Annotated in this window: 20 protein-coding genes; 8 read left to right on the top strand and 12 right to left on the bottom strand. The window is 60.4% G+C overall.

What is annotated here, in order from left to right:
• Positions 1–39: 39 nt before the first annotated feature.
• A complete protein-coding gene (locus J1C59_RS03350) occupies positions 40–621 on the bottom strand; it encodes an NAD(P)H-dependent oxidoreductase (protein WP_128085192.1) in 582 nt (193 codons plus the stop codon).
• A 113-nt stretch (positions 622–734) separates the two neighbouring features.
• Here J1C59_RS03350 and J1C59_RS03355 point away from each other — a divergent pair, with 113 nt between their 5' ends.
• The 4 genes from J1C59_RS03355 to ftsP all read left to right on the top strand — a co-directional run bounded on the left by J1C59_RS03355 (position 735) and on the right by ftsP (position 6,362).
• On the top strand, positions 735–1,541 hold the full coding sequence (locus tag J1C59_RS03355; RefSeq protein ID WP_128085191.1) for a transporter substrate-binding domain-containing protein: 807 nt from the start codon (positions 735–737) through the stop codon (positions 1,539–1,541).
• Positions 1,542–1,733: 192 nt separating this feature from the next.
• On the top strand, positions 1,734–4,007 hold the full coding sequence (gene parC, locus J1C59_RS03360; RefSeq protein WP_128085190.1) for a DNA topoisomerase IV subunit A: 2,274 nt from the start codon (positions 1,734–1,736) through the stop codon (positions 4,005–4,007).
• A gap of 45 nt (positions 4,008–4,052) precedes the next feature.
• Positions 4,053–4,790, top strand: a complete 738-nt coding sequence (locus J1C59_RS03365) for a 1-acylglycerol-3-phosphate O-acyltransferase (RefSeq protein WP_128085189.1) — start codon at positions 4,053–4,055, stop codon at positions 4,788–4,790.
• Between the two features lie 141 nt (positions 4,791–4,931).
• A complete protein-coding gene (gene ftsP, locus J1C59_RS03370) occupies positions 4,932–6,362 on the top strand; it encodes a cell division protein FtsP (protein ID WP_128085188.1) in 1,431 nt (476 codons plus the stop codon).
• Positions 6,363–6,453: 91 nt separating this feature from the next.
• Here the strand turns inward: ftsP and dkgA are convergent, their stop codons facing one another.
• Positions 6,454–7,278, bottom strand: a complete 825-nt coding sequence (gene dkgA, locus J1C59_RS03375) for a 2,5-didehydrogluconate reductase DkgA (RefSeq protein ID WP_128085187.1) — start codon at positions 7,276–7,278, stop codon at positions 6,454–6,456.
• 203 nt (positions 7,279–7,481) lie between these two features.
• On the opposite strand from dkgA, the gene J1C59_RS03380 reads away from it, so the two are divergent.
• Positions 7,482–8,390 carry an AraC family transcriptional regulator gene (locus J1C59_RS03380; RefSeq protein WP_128085186.1) on the top strand — a complete coding sequence of 303 codons (909 nt, stop codon included), beginning with the start codon at positions 7,482–7,484 and terminating at the stop codon, positions 8,388–8,390.
• Positions 8,391–8,420: 30 nt separating this feature from the next.
• On the opposite strand, the gene J1C59_RS03385 is transcribed toward J1C59_RS03380, so the two are convergent.
• From J1C59_RS03385 to J1C59_RS03405, 5 genes are all read right to left on the bottom strand, one after another.
• On the bottom strand, positions 8,421–9,083 hold the full coding sequence (locus tag J1C59_RS03385) for a DedA family protein (protein ID WP_111139883.1): 663 nt from the start codon (positions 9,081–9,083) through the stop codon (positions 8,421–8,423).
• 174 nt (positions 9,084–9,257) lie between these two features.
• Positions 9,258–10,448 carry a cystathionine beta-lyase gene (gene metC, locus J1C59_RS03390; RefSeq protein WP_128085185.1) on the bottom strand — a complete coding sequence of 397 codons (1,191 nt, stop codon included), beginning with the start codon at positions 10,446–10,448 and terminating at the stop codon, positions 9,258–9,260.
• A gap of 134 nt (positions 10,449–10,582) precedes the next feature.
• Positions 10,583–11,869, bottom strand: coding sequence for a TRAP transporter large permease (locus J1C59_RS03395; protein WP_128085184.1), 1,287 nt, complete (start codon positions 11,867–11,869; stop codon positions 10,583–10,585).
• A 15-nt stretch (positions 11,870–11,884) separates the two neighbouring features.
• Complete coding sequence (locus tag J1C59_RS03400) at positions 11,885–12,391, bottom strand: TRAP transporter small permease (protein WP_128085183.1); 507 nt, start codon at positions 12,389–12,391, stop codon at positions 11,885–11,887.
• Between the two features lie 46 nt (positions 12,392–12,437).
• Positions 12,438–13,409 (bottom strand): TRAP transporter substrate-binding protein, encoded by a 972-nt coding sequence (locus J1C59_RS03405; RefSeq protein ID WP_128085182.1) that lies wholly within the window; start codon positions 13,407–13,409, stop codon positions 12,438–12,440.
• 348 nt (positions 13,410–13,757) lie between these two features.
• Between J1C59_RS03405 and exbB the strand changes: the two genes are divergently transcribed.
• The 3 genes from exbB to tcuC all read left to right on the top strand — a co-directional run bounded on the left by exbB (position 13,758) and on the right by tcuC (position 16,468).
• The gene (exbB, locus tag J1C59_RS03410) at positions 13,758–14,480 is read left to right on the top strand and encodes a tol-pal system-associated acyl-CoA thioesterase (RefSeq protein WP_208721879.1); all 723 of its coding nucleotides are present in this window, start codon (positions 13,758–13,760) and stop codon (positions 14,478–14,480) included.
• 6 nt (positions 14,481–14,486) lie between these two features.
• A complete protein-coding gene (gene exbD / locus J1C59_RS03415; RefSeq protein ID WP_128085180.1) occupies positions 14,487–14,909 on the top strand; it encodes a TonB system transport protein ExbD in 423 nt (140 codons plus the stop codon).
• A gap of 236 nt (positions 14,910–15,145) precedes the next feature.
• The gene (gene tcuC, locus J1C59_RS03420; RefSeq protein WP_128085179.1) at positions 15,146–16,468 is read left to right on the top strand and encodes an MFS transporter; all 1,323 of its coding nucleotides are present in this window, start codon (positions 15,146–15,148) and stop codon (positions 16,466–16,468) included.
• On the opposite strand, the gene J1C59_RS03425 is transcribed toward tcuC, so the two are convergent.
• Genes J1C59_RS03425 through J1C59_RS03445 form a run of 5 tightly spaced genes read right to left on the bottom strand, consistent with a single transcriptional unit; the run spans position 16,465 to position 21,720 of the window.
• The gene (locus tag J1C59_RS03425; RefSeq protein ID WP_128085178.1) at positions 16,465–17,439 is read right to left on the bottom strand and encodes a Csu type fimbrial protein; all 975 of its coding nucleotides are present in this window, start codon (positions 17,437–17,439) and stop codon (positions 16,465–16,467) included. The two genes, tcuC and J1C59_RS03425, sit on opposite strands and share 4 nt — an antisense overlap.
• On the bottom strand, positions 17,436–19,883 hold the full coding sequence (locus J1C59_RS03430; protein WP_140917300.1) for a fimbria/pilus outer membrane usher protein: 2,448 nt from the start codon (positions 19,881–19,883) through the stop codon (positions 17,436–17,438). The genes J1C59_RS03425 and J1C59_RS03430 overlap by 4 nt, the downstream gene beginning before the upstream one ends.
• Before the next feature lie 7 nt (positions 19,884–19,890).
• Positions 19,891–20,589, bottom strand: a complete 699-nt coding sequence (locus J1C59_RS03435) for a fimbrial biogenesis chaperone (protein WP_128085734.1) — start codon at positions 20,587–20,589, stop codon at positions 19,891–19,893.
• A 23-nt stretch (positions 20,590–20,612) separates the two neighbouring features.
• Positions 20,613–21,128, bottom strand: coding sequence for a Csu type fimbrial protein (locus J1C59_RS03440; protein ID WP_128085735.1), 516 nt, complete (start codon positions 21,126–21,128; stop codon positions 20,613–20,615).
• 22 nt (positions 21,129–21,150) lie between these two features.
• Positions 21,151–21,720, bottom strand: coding sequence for a spore coat protein U domain-containing protein (locus tag J1C59_RS03445; protein ID WP_128085736.1), 570 nt, complete (start codon positions 21,718–21,720; stop codon positions 21,151–21,153).
• Between the last annotated feature and the right edge of the window lie 48 nt (positions 21,721–21,768).

A 21,768-nucleotide genomic window follows, 5' to 3' on the forward strand; every position in this document is an offset into this window, starting at 1 on the left:
CCTCTTTCATGGGAAAATAGGGAGTAGCCACCTTTCATCTTACGCAAAAACGCGGCTCAGATGGGTCCGATAAGCTGCAATATCGCGCGGCACGTCCGGCGCTTTGATCACATCGTTACAGATAAAGGTCGGCAGTGCTTCCATACCCAGGAACTGGTTGGCTTTATGGAAGTGCAGATAGAGCCCGTCGACGCCCACGCCTTCAAAGAACTGCTCCGGATCGGTAAAGGCCTGCAGCGGCGCATTCCAGGTCAGTGACAGCATATATTTTTTGCCCTGCAACAGGCCGCCGGAACCATACTTCTTCGCGGCATCGGCGCGGGTGCGGCCATCGCTGGCGTAGAGCGAGCCGTGCCCTTCCGTAAAGACTTCATCGATGTAGCGCTTCACCGTCCAGGGTTCGCCCATCCACCAGCCGGGCATCTGATAAATCACGACGTCGCTGTCGAGATACTTCTGCACTTCATCGGCGATCACGTAGTCGCTGTCGGCCACGGTGACCGAAACGGTATGCCCCATGTCCCGCAGCTGGCTGGCGGCCACGTCCGTCAGGGTGTGGTTCAGTTCGCCTTTGGAGTGGGCAAAGGTTTTGCCGCCATCGATAATTAAAATGTTGCTCATGAATAGTCTGCCTCGTTTCCTGAATATGCGCTCAGCTTACGCGCGCAGCGGTCAGAGAAAAATGGGAGGCTGATCACAACACTTTTGCGTTGGCAGCAATAATACCCCGCCTTATGGCACCATCGACGGGCAAACTCACTCTGAAAAACTCAAAAATGAAAAAAATTATCTTCTCATTGCTGCTGGTCAGCGGGGCCGTCCAGGCTCAGTCGCATCTCGATACTATTCTCACCACGAAAACGCTGAAGGTCTGCACGACCGGGGATTACAAACCTTACAGCTATCTGCGGCCCGATGGTCAGTATGAAGGGCTGGATATCAGTATGGCGAACGCGCTGGCGACCTCGCTTGGCGCAAAAGTGGAGTGGGTGCCGACCAGCTGGAAAAGCCTGATGCCGGACTTCCTGGCCAGGCAGTGCGACATCGCTGTTGGCGGCATCTCCGTGACGCTGAAACGTCAGCAGACCGCCTGGTTCGCCCGGCCGCTGGACGTGGACGGCAAAATCCCGCTGGTGCGCTGTGCCGATAAGGCCCGTTATCAGACCCTGGCGCAGCTCAATCAGCCCGGCGTGCGGCTGATTGAACCGGCTGGCGGCACCAACGAAGCCTTTGCGCACAGCCATCTGCCCAACGCCGCGCTGACGCTGTTCCACGATAACGTCACCATCTTCCAGCAGCTGGTGGAGAACAAGGCGGATGTGATGATCACCGATGCCTCTGAGGCGCGCTATCAGCAGCAGCGCTATCCGTCGCTGTGTGCGATCAACCCCGATAAACCGCTGCAGTATGGCGAGAAGGCGTACATGATCCCGCGTGACGACATCAGCTGGAAACTCTATGTCGATCAGTGGCTGCACCTCAGCACCGCCACCGGCGAATATGGCGAGATTGCCCGACAGTGGATGGGGGCTAAGTCCTGAGTAACCGCCCCGGCGTGACGCGGCTTTTGCCGCGCTGAAGCGGGCATCCCGTCGGCGGGTAAAATCCGGCTGGCGGGCGGCCTGATCTCCCGCGCTTCCCTGTGACTAACACCAGCGAATAAGGTACTATCCTCGCCAAACCACCGCCGGGTGTCCCGCCGTTGTGGGCCACGATGTGAGGATGAGAAATTAATGAGCGAACTGACTCAGGATGGTGCAGAGCGTCTTGCCCTGCATACATTCACCGAGAATGCGTACCTGAAATATTCGATGTACGTCATCATGGACCGCGCGCTGCCCTATATTGGTGACGGATTAAAGCCGGTTCAGCGACGTATCGTCTACGCCATGTCCGAGCTGGGGCTTAACGCCAGCGCAAAATTCAAGAAATCGGCGCGTACCGTGGGTGACGTGCTGGGTAAATACCATCCGCACGGCGACAGTGCCTGCTACGAAGCGATGGTGCTGATGGCGCAGCCGTTCTCCTACCGTTATCCGCTGGTCGACGGCCAGGGAAACTGGGGGGCACCGGACGATCCCAAGTCATTCGCGGCGATGCGTTATACCGAATCCCGTCTGTCAAAATATGCCGAGCTGCTGCTGGGTGAACTGGGTCAGGGCACGGTCGACTATCAGCTGAACTTCGACGGCACCCTGCAGGAGCCGAAGATGCTGCCGGCGCGCCTGCCCAACATCCTGCTGAACGGCACCACGGGGATTGCCGTGGGGATGGCGACCGACATTCCGCCGCACAACCTGCGCGAAGTGGCGCAGGCGGCCATTGCGCTGATCGACTCGCCCAAAACCACGCTGGATCAGCTGCTCGATATCGTTCAGGGGCCGGACTACCCGACCGAGGCGGAGATCATTACGCCGCGCGACGAAATCCGCAAACTCTACCAGAGCGGCCGCGGCTCGATCCGTCAGCGTGCGGTCTGGAAAAAAGAAGAGGGCGAGGTGGTCATCACCGCGCTGCCTTATCAGGTGTCGGGCGCGCGCGTGCTGGAGCAGATTGCCAGCCAGATGCGCAATAAAAAGCTGCCGATGGTCGAGGATCTGCGCGATGAGTCGGATCATGAGAACCCGACCCGTCTGGTGATCGTGCCGCGCTCCAACCGCGTCGATCTCGATCAGGTGATGAATCATCTGTTCGCCACCACCGATCTGGAGAAGAGTTACCGCGTTAACCTCAACATGATCGGGCTGGATAACCGTCCGGCGGTGAAAAATCTGCATGAGATCCTGACCGAATGGCTGGTGTTCCGCCGTGAAACGGTTAAACGCCGTCTTAACTACCGGCTGGAACGCGTGCTGCGCCGCCTGCATATCCTGGAAGGCTTGCTGGTCGCGTTCCTGAATATCGATGAGGTGATCGAGATTATCCGGACCGAGGATGAGCCGAAGCCGGTGCTGATGTCGCGCTTTGGTATCAGCGAAACCCAGGCCGAATCGATCCTCGAACTGAAGCTGCGCCACCTGGCCAGACTGGAAGAGATGAAGATCCGCGGCGAGCAGGCGGATCTGGAAAAAGAGCGCGATCAGCTGCAGGCGACGCTGGCCTCTGAACGCAAGATGAACACCCTGCTGAAGAAAGAGCTGCAGGCTGACAGCGCCAGCTACGGCGACGATCGTCGTTCGCCGCTCTGCGAGCGCGACGAAGCTAAAGCCCTGAGCGAAACGGAGCTGGTGCCGTCTGAACCGGTCACCATTGTGCTCTCCCAGATGGGCTGGGTGCGCAGCGCCAAAGGGCACGATATCGATCCGGCCGGGCTCAGCTACAAGGCGGGCGACAGCTATCTGGCGGCCGCACGCGGCAAGAGCAATCAGCCGGTGGCGTTTATTGACTCCACCGGCCGCAGCTACACGCTGGATCCGACCTCGCTGCCGTCAGCGCGCGGGCAGGGCGAGCCGCTGACCGGCAAACTGACGCCACCGCCGGGTGCGGTGGTCGAGCAGGTGCTGATGGAGCCGGACGACCAGCGTCTGCTGATGGCCTCCGATGCGGGTTACGGCTTTATCTGTACCTTCAGCGATCTGGTGTCGCGCAACCGCGCCGGTAAGGCGCTGCTGACGCTGCCGGAAAATGCCCGCGTGATGACACCGATGGCGGTGCATCATGAAGATGACATGCTGCTGGCGATTACGCAGGCGGGACGGATGCTGATGTTCCCGGTCGGCGAGCTGCCGCAGATGTCGAAAGGCAAGGGCAACAAAATCATCTCGATCCCGTCGGCGGAAGCGGCGGCCGGTCAGGATAAACTGGCCTGGCTGATGATCCTGCCACCGGGCAGCGCCATCACGCTCCATGTCGGCAAACGTAAAATGTTGCTGCGCAGTGAAGAACTCCAGAAATTCCGCGCCGATCGCGGACGCCGTGGCACGCTGCTGCCGCGCGGTCTGCAGAAAATCGATCGTGTCGAACTGGATGCGCCTGCGCGTCCGGCAAGCCCGGATAGCGAAGCGTAAACTACCCGGCTGACCCTGCGTCAGCCGTGGCTCAATGAGGGAACTATGTTACTGATTCTGCGTACCATTATCGTCGTCACCTACTCGATCGTCGTCTGTGTCTTTGGCTGTATCTGGTGTCTTTTCTCGCCGCGCGACCCGCGTCACGTCGCCCGTTTTGGTCATCTGTTTGGCAAGCTGTCGACGGTGTTCGGTCTGAAAGTGGAGCTGCGCAAGCCGGAAGGCGCGGAGAAGTATGGCAACGCGATCTACATTGCGAACCATCAGAACAACTATGACATGGTGACCGCGGCTAAGATTGTGCAGCCGTCGACGGTGACGGTGGGTAAAAAGAGCCTGCTGTGGGTGCCGTTTTTTGGCCTGCTCTACTGGCTGACCGGTAACCTGCTGATCGACCGCGATGACCGCGCCAAAGCGCGTGGCACCATCGGCGAGCTGGTGGATCAGTTCAATCGCAAGCGCATCTCCATCTGGATGTTCCCGGAAGGGACGCGCAGCCGTGGCCGTGGTCTGCTGCCGTTTAAAACCGGTGCCTTCCATGCGGCGGTGGCGGCGGGCGTGCCGATCATTCCGATTGTCGTCTCCAACACCCACGGTAAGGTCAACCTGAATCGCCTGAAGAACGGGCTGGTGATCGTGGAGATGCTGCCCCCGGTTGACGTAAAAGCTTTTGAATCATCATCGGTGCGTAAGCTGGCTACTCACTGTCGCGAACTGATGGCGGCGAAGCTGGAAGAGCTGAACGCCGAAGTCGCAGAACGCGAAAAAAACGGAAAAATCTGACCGGCGACTCCTTCGCCGAACTATCCTGCATGGATGCCCACGGTGAGCCCGCGCTGGCTCACCGTGAACGCAGCACAGCAAAAACAGATCAATAAAAACAGGGTCGGCGCTTAGCGCCACGCGTAAAGGGTCAGAAGTTTTATGTCTTTCAGCAGACGTCAGTTCATCCAGCTTTCTGCTGGCGTGGCACTCAGCGCCACGGTTATGCCTCGTGCGGCCCAGGCCGCCTCCTCCGCCAGTGGCGACACGCCGCTTCCCGTTCCGCCGTTGCTGGAGTCCCGTCGCGGCCAGCCGCTGTTTCTCACGATGCAGCGCAGCCACTGGTCGTTCAACGGCGATAACAACAAGGTGCCGGTGTGGGGGATCAATGGCCTCTATCTTGGCCCCACCGTCCGGGTCTACAGCGGCGATGACGTAAAGCTCATCTACAGCAACCGGCTGAATGAGCCGGTTTCCATGACCGTCAGCGGCCTGCAGCTGCCGGGTGCGCTGATGGGCGGCGCGCCGCGTATGATGTCGGCGGGCGTGGACTGGTCTCCGGTGCTGCCGATTCGTCAGGCGGCCGCGACCTGCTGGTATCACGCGAACACCCCAAACCGCATGGCGCCACACATCTACAACGGTCTGGCGGGCATGTGGCTGGTGGAAGACGATGTCAGCAAACAGCTGCCGCTGCCGAAACACTACGGCGTGGATGACTTCCCGATCATCATTCAGGACAAGCGCCTCGATAACTTTGCGACCCCGGTGTATGACCCGCCGCAGGATGGCGGCTTCCTGGGGGACACGCTGCTGGTCAATGGCGTGCGCAACCCGTTTGTGGAGGTGTCGCGCGGCTGGGTTCGTCTGCGTCTGCTGAACGCGTCGAATGCGCGCCGCTACGAGATGGTGCTCAGCGACAACCGGCCGTTTATGGTCATCGCCAGCGATCAGGGTTATCTGCCTGCGCCGGTGGCGGTGCAGCGTCTCTCTCTGGCGCCGGGCGAACGCCGCGAAGTGCTGGTGGATATGTCGCAGGGCGACGAAGTCTCCATCACCGCCGGCACGGCGGCGGGGATTATGGACCGGCTGCGCGGCTTCTTTGAGCCCTCATCGATTCTGACCTCGACCCTGATCCTGACGCTGCGGCCGACCGGGCTGCTGCCGCTGGTGACCGACAATCTGCCGATGCGGCTGCTGGCCGATCAGATTCTGGATGGCGCCGCGGTGCGCACGCGGGAGTTCCGCATCGGTGACAGCATGCCGGGCATCAACGGCGCGGTGTGGGATATGAACCGCATCGACACCTCGACGCAGCAGGGCACCTTCGAGCGCTGGATCCTGCACGCTGACCGGCCGCAGTCGCTGCATATTCAGGGCGTGATGTTCCTGATCAAAAGCGTCAATGGCGCTCAGCCGATGGGCGAAGATCGCGGCTGGAAAGATACGGTGTGGGTCGATGGCAGCGTAGAGCTGCTGGTGAGCTTCCCGCAGAGTTCGTCTGATCACTTCCCGTTCGTCTATTACAGCCAGACGCTGGAGCTGGCGGATCGCGGAACCGCGGGTCAGCTGGTGGTGCAGCCCACCACATAAGTACGCAGCCAGGCGGGATAACCTGCCTGGCCGCGTTTGTCATCCGCTGCCGGTGACCGGGCAGCGGGTGAGATCATCCTGACACCCTGTCTCAGTTAAACGTTTCCGGATCGGGTCCCAGACGGTTGCCGCTGTCCAGCTTCGCAATATCACTCACTTCATGCTTATCCAGACGGAAATCGAAGACTTTAAAGTTCTCTTCGATACGCGCTGGCGTCACGGACTTCGGAATCACCACCAGGCCGCTGTCCAGATGCCAGCGGATCACGATCTGCGCCGGGGTTTTGCCATACTTCTTCGCCAGCGATTTGATGATCTCCTGATCGAAGACCCCTTTACCGCCCTGCGCCAGCGGACTCCAGGATTCGGTCTGGATCTGATGCAGCGCGTTCCAGGCGTGCAGGGTGCGCTGCTGCAGCATCGGGTGCAGCTCAATCTGGTTCACGACCGGCGTCACACCGGTTTCATCCAGCAGTCGCTTCAGGTGCGCCTCGTGGAAGTTACAGACGCCGATGCTTTTGGTCAGCCCCTGTTGCTGCAGTTCAATCATCTTCTTCCAGGCATCAACGTAGTGATCTTTTTCCGGGCACGGCCAGTGCATCAGATAGAGATCCACCTGATCCAGCCTGAGCTTCTCCAGGCTGGTCTCCATCGCCTGCTGAACGTTCTGCTGATCGTCGTTCCAGAGTTTGGTGGTCACGAAAATCTCTTCACGCGGCACGTCGGTCTCCTGCAGTGCCTGACCAATTGCCTCTTCGTTTTTGTAGGCGGCGGCAGTATCGATTGAGCGATAGCCGACCTCAAGCGCTTTCAGCACCGCATGGCGGGCATCTTCGATGCTGGCCTGCCACACGCCGAGTCCCAGTTGCGGCATCATGTTGCCATCGCGCAGTTTGATAATGGGCTGGTCTGCCATAGTTGCTCCTTTCCGTTGCGGTTAACCCGTGAGATTTCACTGTGCTTAAGTCTAGCCAACAATTGTCAGCCTGCTCAGTTCCGGCAGCCTCCGTCGCACCGGGGTTATGCCTGATTCAGTAAACTTCTTGCCTGATTCTCCAGACCGCTGGCGATTCAGGCACAGGCACGGCACACTGCCTTTTTGCCCGAAAAGGAGTCGCTATGGCGCACGATGCACTGTGTCACCGGCTGGCACAGCAGGTAGTCACCTTAATGACGCACGGTCATGACCGTCTCTGTCCGGTTGAAAATGTGTCGCTGATTTATGCCAGTCAGTATCGGCCGCGCACGCCGATGATGTATCAGCCCGGCATCGTGATCCTGTTTCAGGGCAGCAAAACCGGCTACCTCGGCAGCACCACCTTCCAGTATGACGCCAGCAAATACCTGATGCTGACCGTGCCGCTGCCGGTGGAGTGCGAAACCTGGGCCTCGCCAGCGATCCCGATCGCCGGGCTTTGTCTGAACGTCGATACCGCCAGCCTGCAGGATCTGCTGATCGAAATCGGCGATGATGATCAGTTTCAGCCGCAGCCGCTCACCTCCGGTATTCACTCGGCGTGGCTGACGGAACCGATGCTGTGCGCCGCCGAACGCCTGCTCGACGTGATGACCCAGCCGCGCGATGCGCGGGTGCTGGGGCCGCACATCGTCCGGGAGATTATCTACTACGTGCTGACCGGCCCGATCGGCGGGGCGCTGCTCTCGCTGGTGAGCCGACAGACCCAGTTCAGCCTGATCGCGCGTGCGCTGCGACGGATTGAGAATCACTACGCGGAGAACCTCAGCGTGGATGCGCTGGCGGCCGAAGTGAACATGAGCGTGTCCGCCTTTCATCACAACTTCAAAGCGGTCACGCAGACCTCGCCGCTGCAGTATCTCAAGCGCTATCGCCTGCATCAGGCGCGCCTGCTGATGCTGCATGACGGACTCAAGGCGAGTGCGGCGGCGGTGCGGGTCGGCTATGAAAGCCCCTCACAGTTTTCGCGGGAGTTTAAGCGCTATTTTGGCGTGACGCCGGGGGAGGAGGTGAGTCGGGTCAGGCAGACCGTCGCGGATCCATCCGCCTGAGCGGCGGTGGACCCGGACGTAGCAGGCGCGTCAGGCCCGTTTCTGCCGACGCTTCTTCCAGATAACCAGAATGCTACCGGAGAGGCCGAGCACCAGCAGCACCATCGGCAGGACCATCAGGATGGCCATCACCTGATCTTCATGGCGCTTGATAAACGGCACCTGACTGATGCCGTAACCAAAGGCCACCACAATCCCGACCCACAGCACACCGCTCAGCCAGTTAAACAGCTGGAAGCGACCGTTCTGCAGGCCGGAAATCCCGGCCATGGTTGGCAGGATAGTGCGGACAAAGGCGAGAAAGCGGCCCACCAGCAGCGCCATCAGGCCGTGACGGTTAAACATATTCCACGCGCGCTGGTGATACTGCGCGGGCAGATGCATCAGCCAGCTCTTCACCAGCCGGGTATTGCCCAGCCAGCGCCCCTGCAGATAACTCAGCCAGCAGCCCAGACTGGCGGCCGTCGTCAGGATCACCATCGTTGGCACAAAATCCATTACCCCTTTTGCCACCATCGCGCCAGCCAGCAGCAGCAGGCTGTCGCCCGGCAGAAAAGAGGCGGGTAACAGACCATTTTCCAGAAACAGCGTCAGGAACATCACGCCGTACACCACCCACACCACATCCGGATTCGCCAGCGCGGCAAAATCCTGATGCCAGAGCGCCTGGACAATCTCGTGTAAAACACCCATTAGCTATTCCATCACGTCACAAGGAACTATCCGTCTGCATCCAGATTACACAGTTAACGCATGAGTGACCTGAACGATGCGGGATAAATTTTAACAACAAAAGCGCGATTGCCCGGCAGACTCTGCGGACAGCCGCAATCGGTTTAGCATTCGTTTACACTTTGTTTAACTGACTCAGCGCGTCAGACGCGAAAATCCCGCCTCCAGGTCAGCCAGCAGGTCATCAACGTGCTCCAGGCCGATGTGCAGACGCACCAGCGTGCCGGTGAAATCCACGCCGCCCGCCGGACGAATGGCGGCCAGCTCTTCGGGCTGATTCGCCAGAATCAGCGACTCGTAGCCACCCCAGGAGTAAGCCATGCTGAAATGATGGAAGTGATCGAGATATTCTGCCAGCCGGGCGTCATCTAATTTTTCCTGCAGGATAAAGGAGAACAGGCCGCTGCTGCCGTTAAAATCGCGCTGCCAGAACTTGTGCCCCTTGCTTTGCGCCAGCGCCGGATGGTTGACCCGCGCCACTTCCGGACGCGCCGCCAGCCACTCCGCCACCTGCAGGGCGCTCTCTTCATGCTGACGCAGACGGGTGCCCAGGGTTCGCAGACCGCGGCTCGCCATATAGGCGGTGTCGGCATCGACCATCTGCCCCATCAGATAGGAGTTCTCGCGCAGCTGATCGATACAGCGCGCATTGGCTACGGCGGTGCCGATCATCGCATCGCTGTGGCCAATCAGGTATTTGGTGCCGGCCTGAATCGAGATATCGACGCCGTGCGCCAGAGCATTAAAGAAGATCCCGGCCGCCCAGGTATTGTCGAGCATGATGATCGCGTCGGGTGCGCGGGCGCGAACGGCCGCGACGATCGCCGGGATATCCTGCACTTCCATGGTGATGGAGGCGGGCGACTCAAGGAAAACCACCCGGGTATTGGGCTGCACAAGCTCAGCGATTTCGCTGCCTGTCGTGTGATCGAACCAGCCCGTCGACACCTGCATTTTCGCCAGAATCTTTGTGCAGAAGTCCTGTGTCGGCTCATAGACCGCGCCGCTCATCAGCACATGATCGCCGGCTTCTACAAAGGCCAGAATCGCGTTCGCCACCGCTGCCGCGCCACAGGGGTAGAGCACGCAGCCTGCGCCGCCTTCCAGCTCGGTCATCGCATCCTGCAGCGCAAAGTGGGTGAGGGTGCCCCGGCGGCCATAAAAGAGTTCGCCTTTTGCCCGGCCTGCGGTGGCGCGTTTTTTCTCCGCAACGCTATCGAAAACCAGCGAGGAGGCGCGCTGAATCACCGCATTCACCGAACCCTGGGTATAACGCTTACTGCGTCCTGCGCTGACGAGCGTGGTATCAATTTTTCTGGTGGTCATGAGTCGCCTTTGCCGCTTCTGACTAAGCCCTCACGTTATCACGAAACGACCAGCAGGGTTGAGACTCAATGGTGATTATCAGAGTGCGTCGCAGCATAAAAAAACGGGCCCGCGAACGGGCCGCTTTTATTGTGCTACATCACGCCCATCAGGCGCGGTAACCAGAGTGAAATGGCAGGGACATAGGTGATCAGCATCAGCACCAGGAACAGCATGCCGTAGAAGGGCAGCATCTCCCTGACCACCTGTTCAATCTTCTGTTTACTCACCGCGCTGGCCACAAACAGCACCGTACCGACCGGCGGTGTAATCAGCCCGATCCCCAGGTTAGTCAGCATGATCATGCCGAAGTGAACCGGATCGATGCCCAGCGCGGTCGCCACCGGCAGCAGCACCGGCGTCAGAATCAGGATCAGCGGTGCCATATCCATCAGCGTTCCCACCACCAGCAGCAGGATGTTGATGCACATCAGAATCACATATTTGTTATCGGAGAGGCTGGTGAAGGCGTCCGTAATCAGGGTCGGGAGCTGCATAAAGGTCATTACCGCGCCGAAGCCCGCCGCGAAGGCGATCAGCACCATAACGATGGTGACGGTTTTAATGGTGCGGAACAGCAGGATGTGCAGCTGACGCCATTTGAAATCGCGGTAGATAAACATCGTCACAAAGAAGGCCCAGAAACAGGCAATGGCGGCAGACTCCGAGGCGGTGAAGATGCCGGAGAGGATGCCCCCCATGATGATCACCACGGTAAACAGCCCCCAGAACGCATCGAAGAAAATCTTCAGCGCCTGACGAAACGGGATCCGTTCGCCTTTGGGGTAGCCCCGTTTACGGGCAAAGCCCAGACACATCACCATAAGACAGGCCGCCAGCAGCAGGCCAGGGAAGATCCCGGCGACAAACAGGGAGGAGATGGTCACCATGCCGCCGGTCGCCAGCGAATAGATGACCGAGTTATGGCTGGGGGGCGTCAGCACCGCCTGCACCGATCCGCTGGCGGTCACGGCGGCGGCGAAATCACGCGGATAGCCTTTCTCCTCCATCTGCGGGATCATCACCGAGCCGATCGAGGCGGTATCCGCTACCGATGAACCGGAGATCGCGCCGAAGAAGGTCGAGGCGACAATGTTAACCAGGGAGAGCCCGCCGCGAATAAATCCGACAAAGATATAGGCGAAGTTGACCAGCCGCCGGGCAATGCCGCCCTCTGCCATGATCGCGCCCGCCAGAATAAAGAACGGAATGGTCAGCAGCGAAAATTTGTTGATGCCGTTGGTCACCTGGATCACCACCGCCTCCAGCGGCAGGTCGATCCACCACGCCCCGATAAAGGCGCTGAGGCCGACGGCGAAGGCAACCGGAAAGCCCACCATCAGGAGTACCAGTAAACTGCCTATCAGAATCAATGCATCCATTTTTAGTGCTCCGCGTTAGTGGGTGCCGCCCAGCGAGACAACCGGCCGCTGACTCTGATCGCCGTTCAGCAATCGCTCAATGACAAACAGCAGGGTAAAGATCGCGCCGATCGGGATCGGCAGGTAGATCTCGCCGTAGGTCACCGCGGGCAGCGCAGCGAGACTCTGCATCCACATCGCTTCGCACAGGCTGTAGCTGGCCTGAAAGATCACCAGACAGGTGGCGATCATCAGCAGGTCGCTGACGCGCAGCATCAGGCGCTGCCGGGCGGGCGACAGGCGATCGGTGACCATCGACACACAGATATGGGTCCCGGCACGCAGGCCCACCGGCGCGCCGATAAACGTAAAAATGATCATGCAGATAATGGCGACCGGTTCCGGCCAGGAGAGGGCACCGTTCATCACGTAACGGGCGAAGATCCCAATCGGGATCACCGTCACCATGATCAGCAGCGCCACCGCGGCCACCAGCATGCAGAGCAGATAAAGCCCATCCATCAGACGCGTATAAGCAGTCATAATTGATACCTGATTAAGCACGCCACACGGCAGTGTGGCGCCGGGATTATTTCACCTCAGCGATCCGGGTCATCAGATCCTGATATTTGCCGCCAAACTGATCGCGCACCGGCTGCGTCGCTTTCACGAAATAGTCGCGGTCGGTCTGCTGGAAGGTGACGCCGCCCGCCTTCATCTTCGCGATCGAGTCGTCGGTGTAGGTCGCCCAGAGCTGGCGCTCTTCATCCTGCGCCTCTTTACCGAGCTTTTTCAGCAGCGCCTGGTCGTCGGGCGTGAGACGATCCCAGGCACGTTTTGAATAGAGGATCATCTCCGGCTGGATAAAGTGGCCGCTGAGGGTGTAAAACTTCGCCACCGGCAGATAGTTATGGGCCACAAAGGTCGGGGGATTGTTCTCGGTGCCATCGACCACGCCGGTCTGCATGGCGCTGAACACTTCGCTGACGCCCATCGCCACCGGGTTCGCGCCCATGGCTTTCAGCGTCGCCAGCGAGATGGCGCTGTTCTGCACCCGGATCTTCATCCCTTTGAGATCCTCAGGCTTCGCCAGCGGTTTTTTGGTGATCATGTTGCGCTCACCGGCGTCGGTCCAGCCGAGAAAGACCATGCGGGCGTTGGGATCGTTATCGAACCGGCTGGCGATCTCGCGGCCTATCTCACCATCCAGAACCTTGTGCATATGGTCTGCGTCGCGAAAAATATAGGGCAGCGTCAGCACGCTGGTTTCCGGGGCAATCGAGGTCACCGGCGCCAGCGAAACGCGGATCATATCGATGGCGCCGAGCTGCACCTGTTGCAGCGTCTGATCTTCATCACCCAGCACGCCACCGGCATAGATCTTCATCTCCAGCCGTCCGTTGGTGGCCTGTTTCAGTTTGTCACCCATATGCTGCAGGGCGACCACCGTCGGATAGCCCGCGGGCTGCACTTCGGCAACTTTAATGACCTGTGCCTGGACGGCAGCGCTCATCATCGTCAACGCCAGGGCAGTTGCCAGGCCTGTTTTTATCATTCTCATTATGTTGTCTCCCGCAGAGGTAGGACGGCCCGGGATGGGGGCAAACCGGAGGGGCCGTGAGGAGCCAGCATAGTGAAAACCGGCGGGAGTAAAATGCAGCAGTGCTGATTGAATGAATCTCATCACATTTTGAAACGTTGTTTTAATAATTTTTCATGCAGCTTCACATTTTAGAAACATCCGGGCATATGGCGGCTTCACACGGTCGCGGACGGGGCCGTTACGGGGGCGCTATTTGTAAATACTAATGAGAACTACTATCAATTCGGCGCCGTTTTGCTATTATTTGCGCTTGTTTTGCATCCCTGAATCAGAAGTTGGAGAAGCAGCGTGGTAGCCAGTGAGTTGATGCAAACGGACCTCTCCGTTTGGGGCATGTATCAACATGCCGATATCGTGGTAAAGGTGGTTATGATTGGCCTGTTGCTGGCCTCTGTCGTGACCTGGGCGATCTTCTTCGGCAAATATGCCGAACTCAGCGCGGCGAAGCGTCGCCTGAAGCGCGAGCAGCAGGCGCTGGGCGAAGCCCGCAATCTCAATGACGCCGCCCGTATCGCCCAGTCGTTTACCGGCCACAGCCACAGCGCGGTGCTGCTGAACGATGCGCAGAATGAACTTGCGCTGTCGGCGGGCGTGGAAGACACCAACGGCATCAAAGACCGCACCAGTTTCCGCCTTGAGCGCCGCGTCGCGGCCTTCAGCCGCCACGCCGGACGGGGCAACGGTTTCCTGGCGACCATCGGTTCGGTCGCGCCATTCGTGGGGCTGTTCGGCACCGTCTGGGGCATCATGAACAGTTTTATCGGCATCGCGAAAACCCAGACCACCAATCTTGCCGTGGTCGCGCCGGGGATCGCCGAAGCGCTGCTGGCGACCGCGGTCGGCCTGGTGGCGGCTATCCCGGCTGTCGTGATCTACAACGTATTTGCCCGCATGATCGCTAACTATAAAGCCTCGCTGGGAGATGTGGCCGCCCAGGTCATGCTGCTGCAGAGCCGCGATATCGACCTCGGCACCGTCGCCCGGGATGTTCCGCGTCCCGCCACCGCGCAGAAACTGCGGTTAGGGTAACTACTTATGGCAATGCGATTAAACGACGACCTGGAAACACAGGGTGAAATGCACGAGATCAACGTGACGCCGTTTATCGACGTCATGCTGGTTCTGCTGATCATCTTTATGGTGGCCGCGCCCCTGGCGACGGTTGACGTGCGGGTGAACCTGCCCGCCTCGACCAGCGCGCCGCAGCCACGACCGGAAAAGCCGGTCTACCTGTCGATCAAGGCGGATAAGCAGCTCTATGTCGGCAACGATCGGGTCACGCCCGATTCGCTGGTGAACGTGCTGACCAGCCAGACCCAGGGCAATAAAGAGACCACCATCTTCTTCCAGGCGGATAAGTCAGTGGACTATGAAACGCTGATGAGCGTGATGGATAAGCTGCGCACGGCGGGCTACCTGAAGATCGGTCTGATGGGCATGGAAACCGTGAAGAAATAGCGGGTTATCCGGCATCAGAACAGGGCGACGGTTTCCGTCGCCTTTTTTTATGCCTGCGCAGCAGCCACACAAAATCAGGCCAACCGGCGATCGCACCGATCGGTTATGCTGGCTGAACTGAATTGTTAATTGGTTGTTACTTATGTACATAGTTTTGTAAAGTGCAATGGTGAGCCTGGTCACATTATTCCTGACTCAGGCAGGCTAAAACGGCTAAAAAACAACAGGAAGCCGTTATGAGTCACACCCCGTCTTTACAAAAGCCGCCAAAGAGTGCCGCCCGAACCATCTTTAACGTCACCAGTGGTAACTTCCTGGAGATGTACGATTTCATGGTATTTGGCTACTACGCCACCGCGATAGCCAAAACCTTCTTCCCCGGCGATGACCCGTTTGCCTCCCTGATGCTGACCCTGATGACCTTTGGTGCGGGCTTCCTGATGCGCCCGCTGGGGGCGATCATTCTGGGTGCCTACATCGATCATCATGGTCGTCGCAAAGGGCTGCTGCTGACGCTGAGCCTGATGGCGATAGGGACGCTGACCATCGCGCTGGTGCCGGGCTACGCCACTCTGGGCGCGGCGGCCCCGATCCTGATTCTGCTGGGACGCCTGCTGCAGGGCTTCTCGGCGGGTGTTGAGCTGGGCGGCGTGTCGGTCTATCTGGCGGAAGTGGCCCCTGAAGGGCGCAAAGGCTTTTTCGTCAGCTGGCAGTCGGGCAGTCAGCAGATTGCGGTGATCTTCGCTGCGCTGCTGGGGCTGATGCTGAACCATCTGCTGGCCAAAGAGGCGGTCACGGAGTGGGGCTGGCGTATTCCGTTTGTGGTCGGCTGTCTGATTGTGCCGTTCCTGTTCTATATCCGCCGGATGCTGGAGGAGACCGAGGCGTTCAGCAAACGTAAACATCATCCGGGCATGACGGAAATCATGCGGTCGGTGGCCAGCAACTGGGCGCTGGTGCTGGCGGGCATGCTGATGGTGGTCACCACCACGGTGATGTTCTACATGATTACCGCGTTTACCCCTACCTTTGGCAAAACCGTGCTGATGATGAGCGACAAGCAGGCGTTTCTGGTAACGCTCTGCGTCGGCATCTCAAATCTCTTCTGGCTGCCGCTGATGGGGGCGCTGTCCGATCGCGTCGGACGCCGTCCGCTGCTGATTGTCTTTACGCTGCTGATGATTGTCACCACCTGGCCGGTGCTGCACTGGCTGGTGGGCTCGGCCAGCTTCGCCCACCTGCTGGAAGCGGAGCTGTGGCTGTCGTTCCTCTATGCCAGCTATAACGGCGCGATGGTGGTCTATCTGGCGGAGATTATGCCTGCCGAGGTGCGTGCCGCCGGTTTCTCGATGGCTTACAGCCTGGCAACGGCGCTGTTTGGCGGCTTCACCCCGGCCATCTCCAGCTACCTGATCCACGCCACCGGTGACAAGGCGATGCCGGGCATCTGGCTGACCTTTGCGGCCGTCTGCGGGCTGATCGGCACGCTGCTGATTGGCCGGATGGTGAAGCAGTATCAGCTGCGTCACCGTACCGCGCCGGTCAGCGCCTCACTCTAAAACGATAGATCGACCACCACGCTGTCGCTGTAGTTTCCGGCTGGCGGCGTGCTCTGCGACGTCAGGATGCGCGCGGTATAGTTATAGCCGCGCGTCAGTCCATCCGCTGACACCGCCGAGGAGATCGTACTGCTCCAGCGTTCCGTTCCTGCCGACCCCCAGCGATTGCTGCCGGACTCTTTATAGATCTCATAGCTCAGCCGGTTGGTGCCGCTGGCCATATTCCGCACGCTGCCCGCCGGATAGCTGCCATTGCTCAGCCCCACCGTATAGGTGCTGCCTTTACTGCACAGGACATTAATAGTCTGCGTGACGGCGGAGAAACTGCCGACCAGCGGCGCACTGCCAAAGCTGATATTGGGCGAGGTAATCGTCGTGCAGTCATTGGTGAGTATGGCGGTGATAGCGATCGGGATGATGCCGCTGCCGTTCTGTTCGCTTAAGCAGAGCCCGCCGACACTGATGCTGGTGCAGACGCGGTATGTCACCGCCATATTCAGCGTCACCTGATATGTCCCGGCGGCCACCACCTGGCCGGGCACCGTTCGCAGATAGACCGGAATGGCAAAATTCAGGCTGCCCAGCAGGCCCGCCAGGTTGATCAGGGTCTGGGAGCCATAGACAACCGGTGCGCCGCCAATCGTCAGTTCGCTGGCGCAGGCCGAGTCAGTACAGAGCCGGACCGGCACGTTGTCGCTGCCGGTGTCCCCGCTGCGCTTTAATATCCCGCGCGTGCCGTTATTGCTGGTCGCGCCCGTCAGCTGAAAGGTGATCTGGTTATTGCCCAGCAGCGACAGGGTCGAACCCGCCCCGCAGTTAACGTTGGCGTTGGTGCTCGTGGAACTGATGGTGGTATTCGCCACGAAGGTGGAAACCGACCCGAAGCTGGCGCTGGAGGCGGGCAGGTTACAGGCCGCGTGGCCCAGCGAGGGCAGCAGCAGCAGGCCAGCCAGTAGCAGAGATCTCATCATGGTTGCGCTCCGGAGAGGGAAGGATCAGCGGGAGTGGCGCTGCCCGTCGCCGGGGGCGGCAGCGCGCAGGTCAGGGGGCCGTAGGTTTTCAGCGCCTGCGGCTGACCACTGGCGATGCGCAGTTCGGTTTCGCAGCGGCGACCGTCGGGCGTCAGCACCGCAATCGGGTTGCTGGCGGTGAGATTCTCCATCCAGACAAGCCCGTCCCAGCCAACATATTCGGTGGGATGATCGGGGCGCAGCACCTGACTGGAGACCGGCAGCGGCTGCCCCGCGGCATCGAACAGGATCACACTGGCCGAACGCAGCTTCTCCACCGGGAAATCGAGCAGATAGCCGCTCTGGCGTTTTACCGCGAAGCGCTGCTCCACCCGTGGCGTCGTCATATCGGCGGGCAGGTCGAGCGTGTCGATATCATAGCGGGCCGGGTAGAAGCTGCTGATAGCGGGCACCAGCAGATAGCCCTGCTGACTGGTGCGGCCCATCGGCTGATTTTCGTAGCGGACGGTCACGTCGGGATAGCGGGTTTTCACCAGGACAAAGGCGTCATTGATGGCGTTAGCGGCGAACAGATGGTTGTCCATCAGCACCAGCGCGCCGGAGAGATCGGCCCACTGCGTCAGGTTGTCGTCGTCGCCGTAGAAGCCCGCCGAGGTGTCGATCTGGTTGTTGCGATAGCGCAGGCTGCCCTGACGGTAGTCGCCGCTGTTACCGCTCTGATTCGCCCAGCCCGCATCCCAGGCGATGCCGCCGTCGCTGGGCATGGCGCGTGACGCATAGAGGCGCTGGCTGTTACGGCCGCGCTGATCGCGTTCGGTGCTGATCGCCGCGCTGCCCTGTTCGCCAAACGGGATCACCAGCGAAATGGCACCCGTCCAGCTTTTCTCCTGCTGATCGCGGCTGGCGGAGACGTAGAGGCTGCTGTTGCCCCAGAGGTTTTTGCTCCAGGAGAGGTTCCACAGCCGGGTGCGATCGCCCTGGCCGTCCGTGATATCGATAAAGGCGGCCCCCACGCTGCCATAACGGTTCAGGGAGACGCTGGCGCTGTACTGTGCGCTGCGGCGCGACAGGGCATAGCGGCGGCTGTCCGGCATCCCGCCGGCACGGCTGCCGACCAGCGCCAGGTTGCCGAACGTGCTGCTGCGCTGGATCTGCTGCGTGCCGAGGTTAAACCAGCGATTGTTGTACTGGTATCCCCAGCTATATTGCCTGCCGGTGTCGCCCTCAAGCTGGCTCTGCGCGACCGCGCCGTTGACCACGCCCCAGCTGCCGACACGCAGCTGCCCGCCGGCGCCGCCCATCGCCAGGCTTTTGCTGCCTTCGGCGTGGCTCTCCAGCGTCAGCCAGTCGGTCATGCCGTATCGCCAGGAGCCGCTGGCGGCGGCGGCCCCGTAGTCGAAGTTGCGGATACCGTAGTTTTCGCGGATCGCCCCCGCCGAGAAGGCGTAGTCCGACAGGCCCGGTTTCAGCAGGTTACTGGAGACATAAAACGGCATGGTGGTGGTAACGCGGCGGCCCACCGCGTCGGTGGTAGTGATCACGGCGTCACCCGCGCCGTTGACAAAGGGCACATTGGTCATCGACCAGGGGCCGGGCTGCACGGCGGCCTGGCTGGAGCGATAGCCGTTGATAAAGAGATCGACGGTGGAGGGCACGGCGGCCTGGCCGGAGAAGGCGGGCAGCGGATAGGTCACCAGATCGGGGCGCACGCTGAAGTCGCGGCCCACCTGCAGGCCGCCGAGCCGCACGCTGCTGCTCCACGCCAGCGAGTCGGTGATCAGATCGCCGACCCGCCAGCTCATCGCGGTGTTCTCATCGTCGCGGCTCCACCAGCTGTCATACCGGATGTAGCCATCGTCCTGATAGGTGGTCTGGCCTTCGAGCTGCTGCAGCCAGACGCCGTTGCTGGAGAGATGTCCGGCTTCCCCAAACAGCCGCAGCTCATTCCACATCGAGAGGCGGGTGCCGCTGTTGTCGGTGCGGCTGGCATAGAGATCATAGTTAATCAGCGCGCCGCGGCTGGTGCGTCCCGGATAGCGGGGGCCATTTTTTGCCTCGCCGATCTCCTGACCCGGCAGCCACGCGGGCGGCACGGTGAGCAGCAGCCGCTGGCGCGCCGCGTCATACTCCACGTTTACCGCCTGCAGGCTGCTGACATCGACCAGCCCCGCCGCGCCCAGTTTTTCCGCTGGCAGACCGGCACGCTGCAGATCGCCACTGCGCAGCCGGAAATGCCCGTCGCGCTGCTCCACCGGCACGATGTTGCCGCTGGCCTGCTGGTTCACCACCAGCTCCAGCATATATTGCTGCGCGTCGCCGTTGCGCTGCAGGCTGGGCGGCGGCGGCAGGGCGGAGTATGTCTCTGCCCGCAGCCCATCGGGGGCGGCGGCGCAGAGCAGGCTGGCGACCGCCAGCGCGCAGGGATGAGGGGAAAAAGATCGCATTCAGCGCTTACTTCTGAGCCGCGCTGCGCCACTGCTTTTTGTTCACCTCTGCGCTGAGTTCACCACTGACCGGTGAGCTGAGGGGCCAGCGGTGATCGCTCTCCGCCAGCACATAGCCATAGAGCCCTTCGCCCAGTCGCCGGCCGCCAATCGTCACATTGCTCAGCCGGGCATGACCGTTGCCGCTGTTGGTCAGCTGAAGCCAGCGTCTGCCGCCCTCGCTGACCTGCTGCCAGCGCAGCGCCGGGCGCACGCTGTCGGCGGTGATGCCCTGTCCATACACAAACAGCGGGACCGAATAGCGCATCTGGAAGGTCAGCCCGGCCTGGTTTTCACCAGGATTGCGTGGCGTCGGGATCTCATCCAGCACCACCCGATAGGCCCGCTCTTTACCGGCGGCCGGCGGCGTCTGTTTGATCAGCCTTATCAGCTGTTTCTGACCCGGCTCCATCCGCACCATCGGCGGGCTGGCGACCACCTGCTGCTGGGTCTGGTACTGCTCCTGGCCGTTAATCTGCTGCCAGCTGAAGACCCGGACCTGCATCATGGTGGTGCTGTTGCCCCGGTTCTCCAGCCAGAGTTCACTGGCTTTCTCTTCGGGATTGATGGCCGGGTCGATGGGCCAGATCATCACCGAGTTGGCGGCAAAGGCCGGAGAGAGCAGGCCGGAACTCAGCAGTAACAGCAGGGCGCGAAAGGGCTTCATGTGCATATCCTTATTTTATTGCCTCACCAGCTCAGGGTGACGGTCAGCGTGTCGGTATAGACGCCCGCGCGTGCAGTGCCGGGAAGTTTCAGCTGGCCGTAGATCGGCAGCGTAATGTTGCTGGCATTGCTGTAGCTCAGTGGCACCGACTGATTAACCGGGATCACCGTGGTGCGGCTGGCGTCACTAAAGAGCGTATAGGGAAGGGTACTGCTGAAACCGGGCAGTTTCAGATTGCGGGTGGTGGTGAAGTTACTGCCCTGATTGATGCTCATGGTCAGCGTGGTACCCGGCGTACAGGCCAGGTTAATGGCGGTGCTCTGGACAAAGCTGGCGTTGAGGGTGCGGGCTGACACGCCCGACTGCGAACCGAAATCAAGCGCGCCAAAAACGCCGGTGTTGGTGCCGGAGATCACGCAGCCAGCCACAATCGACGCGGTGACCTGAAACGTGCTGGTCGGCAGACTCCAGGCGCGGAGGCTGCCGGTCAGCAGCGCCAGGCCGCATGCGATTGTCAGGCAGGCCCGCCAGAGAACCACCCTGATAATCCTGCGGCAGCGGTTAATAGTTCACGGCGACGTTGATCGTATCGGTGTAGGTTCCGGCAGGGATCAGCGGGTTAAATCCGCCGCCCACGACCCGGCCGTAGATGGCGTAGTTAGTACCCAGCGTCGGATCGGAGGTGCCACTGGCCGCGATCGGCGTATTGTTGGCGATCGCCGTCGTAAAGGAGGCATCACTGTAAAGGGTGTAGGCGATGCCCTGCGCGTTGTTCGATCCCAGCAACAGATAGCGTGGCGAGGCAGAGGCGGTGCCATAGATCGTGGCGGGTGCGGCATTGCTGCTGGTCACTACCACGTTGTAATCCTGGCCGGTGGTGCAGCGTACAAAAATACCGTTGCCGGCCGCCCCGACCAGGGTGGCGTTCAGGGTATCAAAGGTGGCTGCGCTGCTGCCAAAGTTCAGGGTACCGAAGTTCACACCGGCCGTGGCGGACTGGCCGTTGACCAGGCAACCGGTGGTCAGCGTCAGGGTGGCATTGATCGTTCCCGAGGTGGTTGCCGCCTGGGTTAAGGCGGGAAGGGCGACAGTTAATCCAGCGGCGGCAAAAAGAAAAAGCTTGAGTTTCATAATATTTCCTTACGGATTATCGAGAGTCAGTGCTTTTTCACCCGGTGT

This window comes from Pantoea deleyi (genome assembly GCF_022647325.1).
Taxonomy (GTDB): Bacteria; Pseudomonadota; Gammaproteobacteria; order Enterobacterales; family Enterobacteriaceae; genus Pantoea; species Pantoea deleyi.

Coding starts and splice junctions, on each gene's coding strand:
- dkgA (WP_128085187.1), bottom strand. CDS start 7,278: ATGGCAGACCAGCCCATTATCAAACTGCGCGATGGCAACATGATGCCG.
- parC (WP_128085190.1), top strand. CDS start 1,734: ATGAGCGAACTGACTCAGGATGGTGCAGAGCGTCTTGCCCTGCATACA.
- metC (WP_128085185.1), bottom strand. CDS start 10,448: ATGACCACCAGAAAAATTGATACCACGCTCGTCAGCGCAGGACGCAGT.
- ftsP (WP_128085188.1), top strand. CDS start 4,932: ATGTCTTTCAGCAGACGTCAGTTCATCCAGCTTTCTGCTGGCGTGGCA.
- exbD (WP_128085180.1), top strand. CDS start 14,487: ATGGCAATGCGATTAAACGACGACCTGGAAACACAGGGTGAAATGCAC.
- J1C59_RS03350 (WP_128085192.1), bottom strand. CDS start 621: ATGAGCAACATTTTAATTATCGATGGCGGCAAAACCTTTGCCCACTCC.
- J1C59_RS03430 (WP_140917300.1), bottom strand. CDS start 19,883: ATGCGATCTTTTTCCCCTCATCCCTGCGCGCTGGCGGTCGCCAGCCTG.
- J1C59_RS03445 (WP_128085736.1), bottom strand. CDS start 21,720: ATGAAACTCAAGCTTTTTCTTTTTGCCGCCGCTGGATTAACTGTCGCC.
- tcuC (WP_128085179.1), top strand. CDS start 15,146: ATGAGTCACACCCCGTCTTTACAAAAGCCGCCAAAGAGTGCCGCCCGA.
- J1C59_RS03380 (WP_128085186.1), top strand. CDS start 7,482: ATGGCGCACGATGCACTGTGTCACCGGCTGGCACAGCAGGTAGTCACC.
- J1C59_RS03435 (WP_128085734.1), bottom strand. CDS start 20,589: ATGAAGCCCTTTCGCGCCCTGCTGTTACTGCTGAGTTCCGGCCTGCTC.
- J1C59_RS03385 (WP_111139883.1), bottom strand. CDS start 9,083: ATGGGTGTTTTACACGAGATTGTCCAGGCGCTCTGGCATCAGGATTTT.
- J1C59_RS03365 (WP_128085189.1), top strand. CDS start 4,053: ATGTTACTGATTCTGCGTACCATTATCGTCGTCACCTACTCGATCGTC.
- J1C59_RS03355 (WP_128085191.1), top strand. CDS start 735: ATGGCACCATCGACGGGCAAACTCACTCTGAAAAACTCAAAAATGAAA.
- J1C59_RS03400 (WP_128085183.1), bottom strand. CDS start 12,391: ATGACTGCTTATACGCGTCTGATGGATGGGCTTTATCTGCTCTGCATG.
- J1C59_RS03405 (WP_128085182.1), bottom strand. CDS start 13,409: ATGAGAATGATAAAAACAGGCCTGGCAACTGCCCTGGCGTTGACGATG.
- J1C59_RS03425 (WP_128085178.1), bottom strand. CDS start 17,439: ATGATGAGATCTCTGCTACTGGCTGGCCTGCTGCTGCTGCCCTCGCTG.
- exbB (WP_208721879.1), top strand. CDS start 13,758: ATGCAAACGGACCTCTCCGTTTGGGGCATGTATCAACATGCCGATATC.
- J1C59_RS03395 (WP_128085184.1), bottom strand. CDS start 11,869: ATGGATGCATTGATTCTGATAGGCAGTTTACTGGTACTCCTGATGGTG.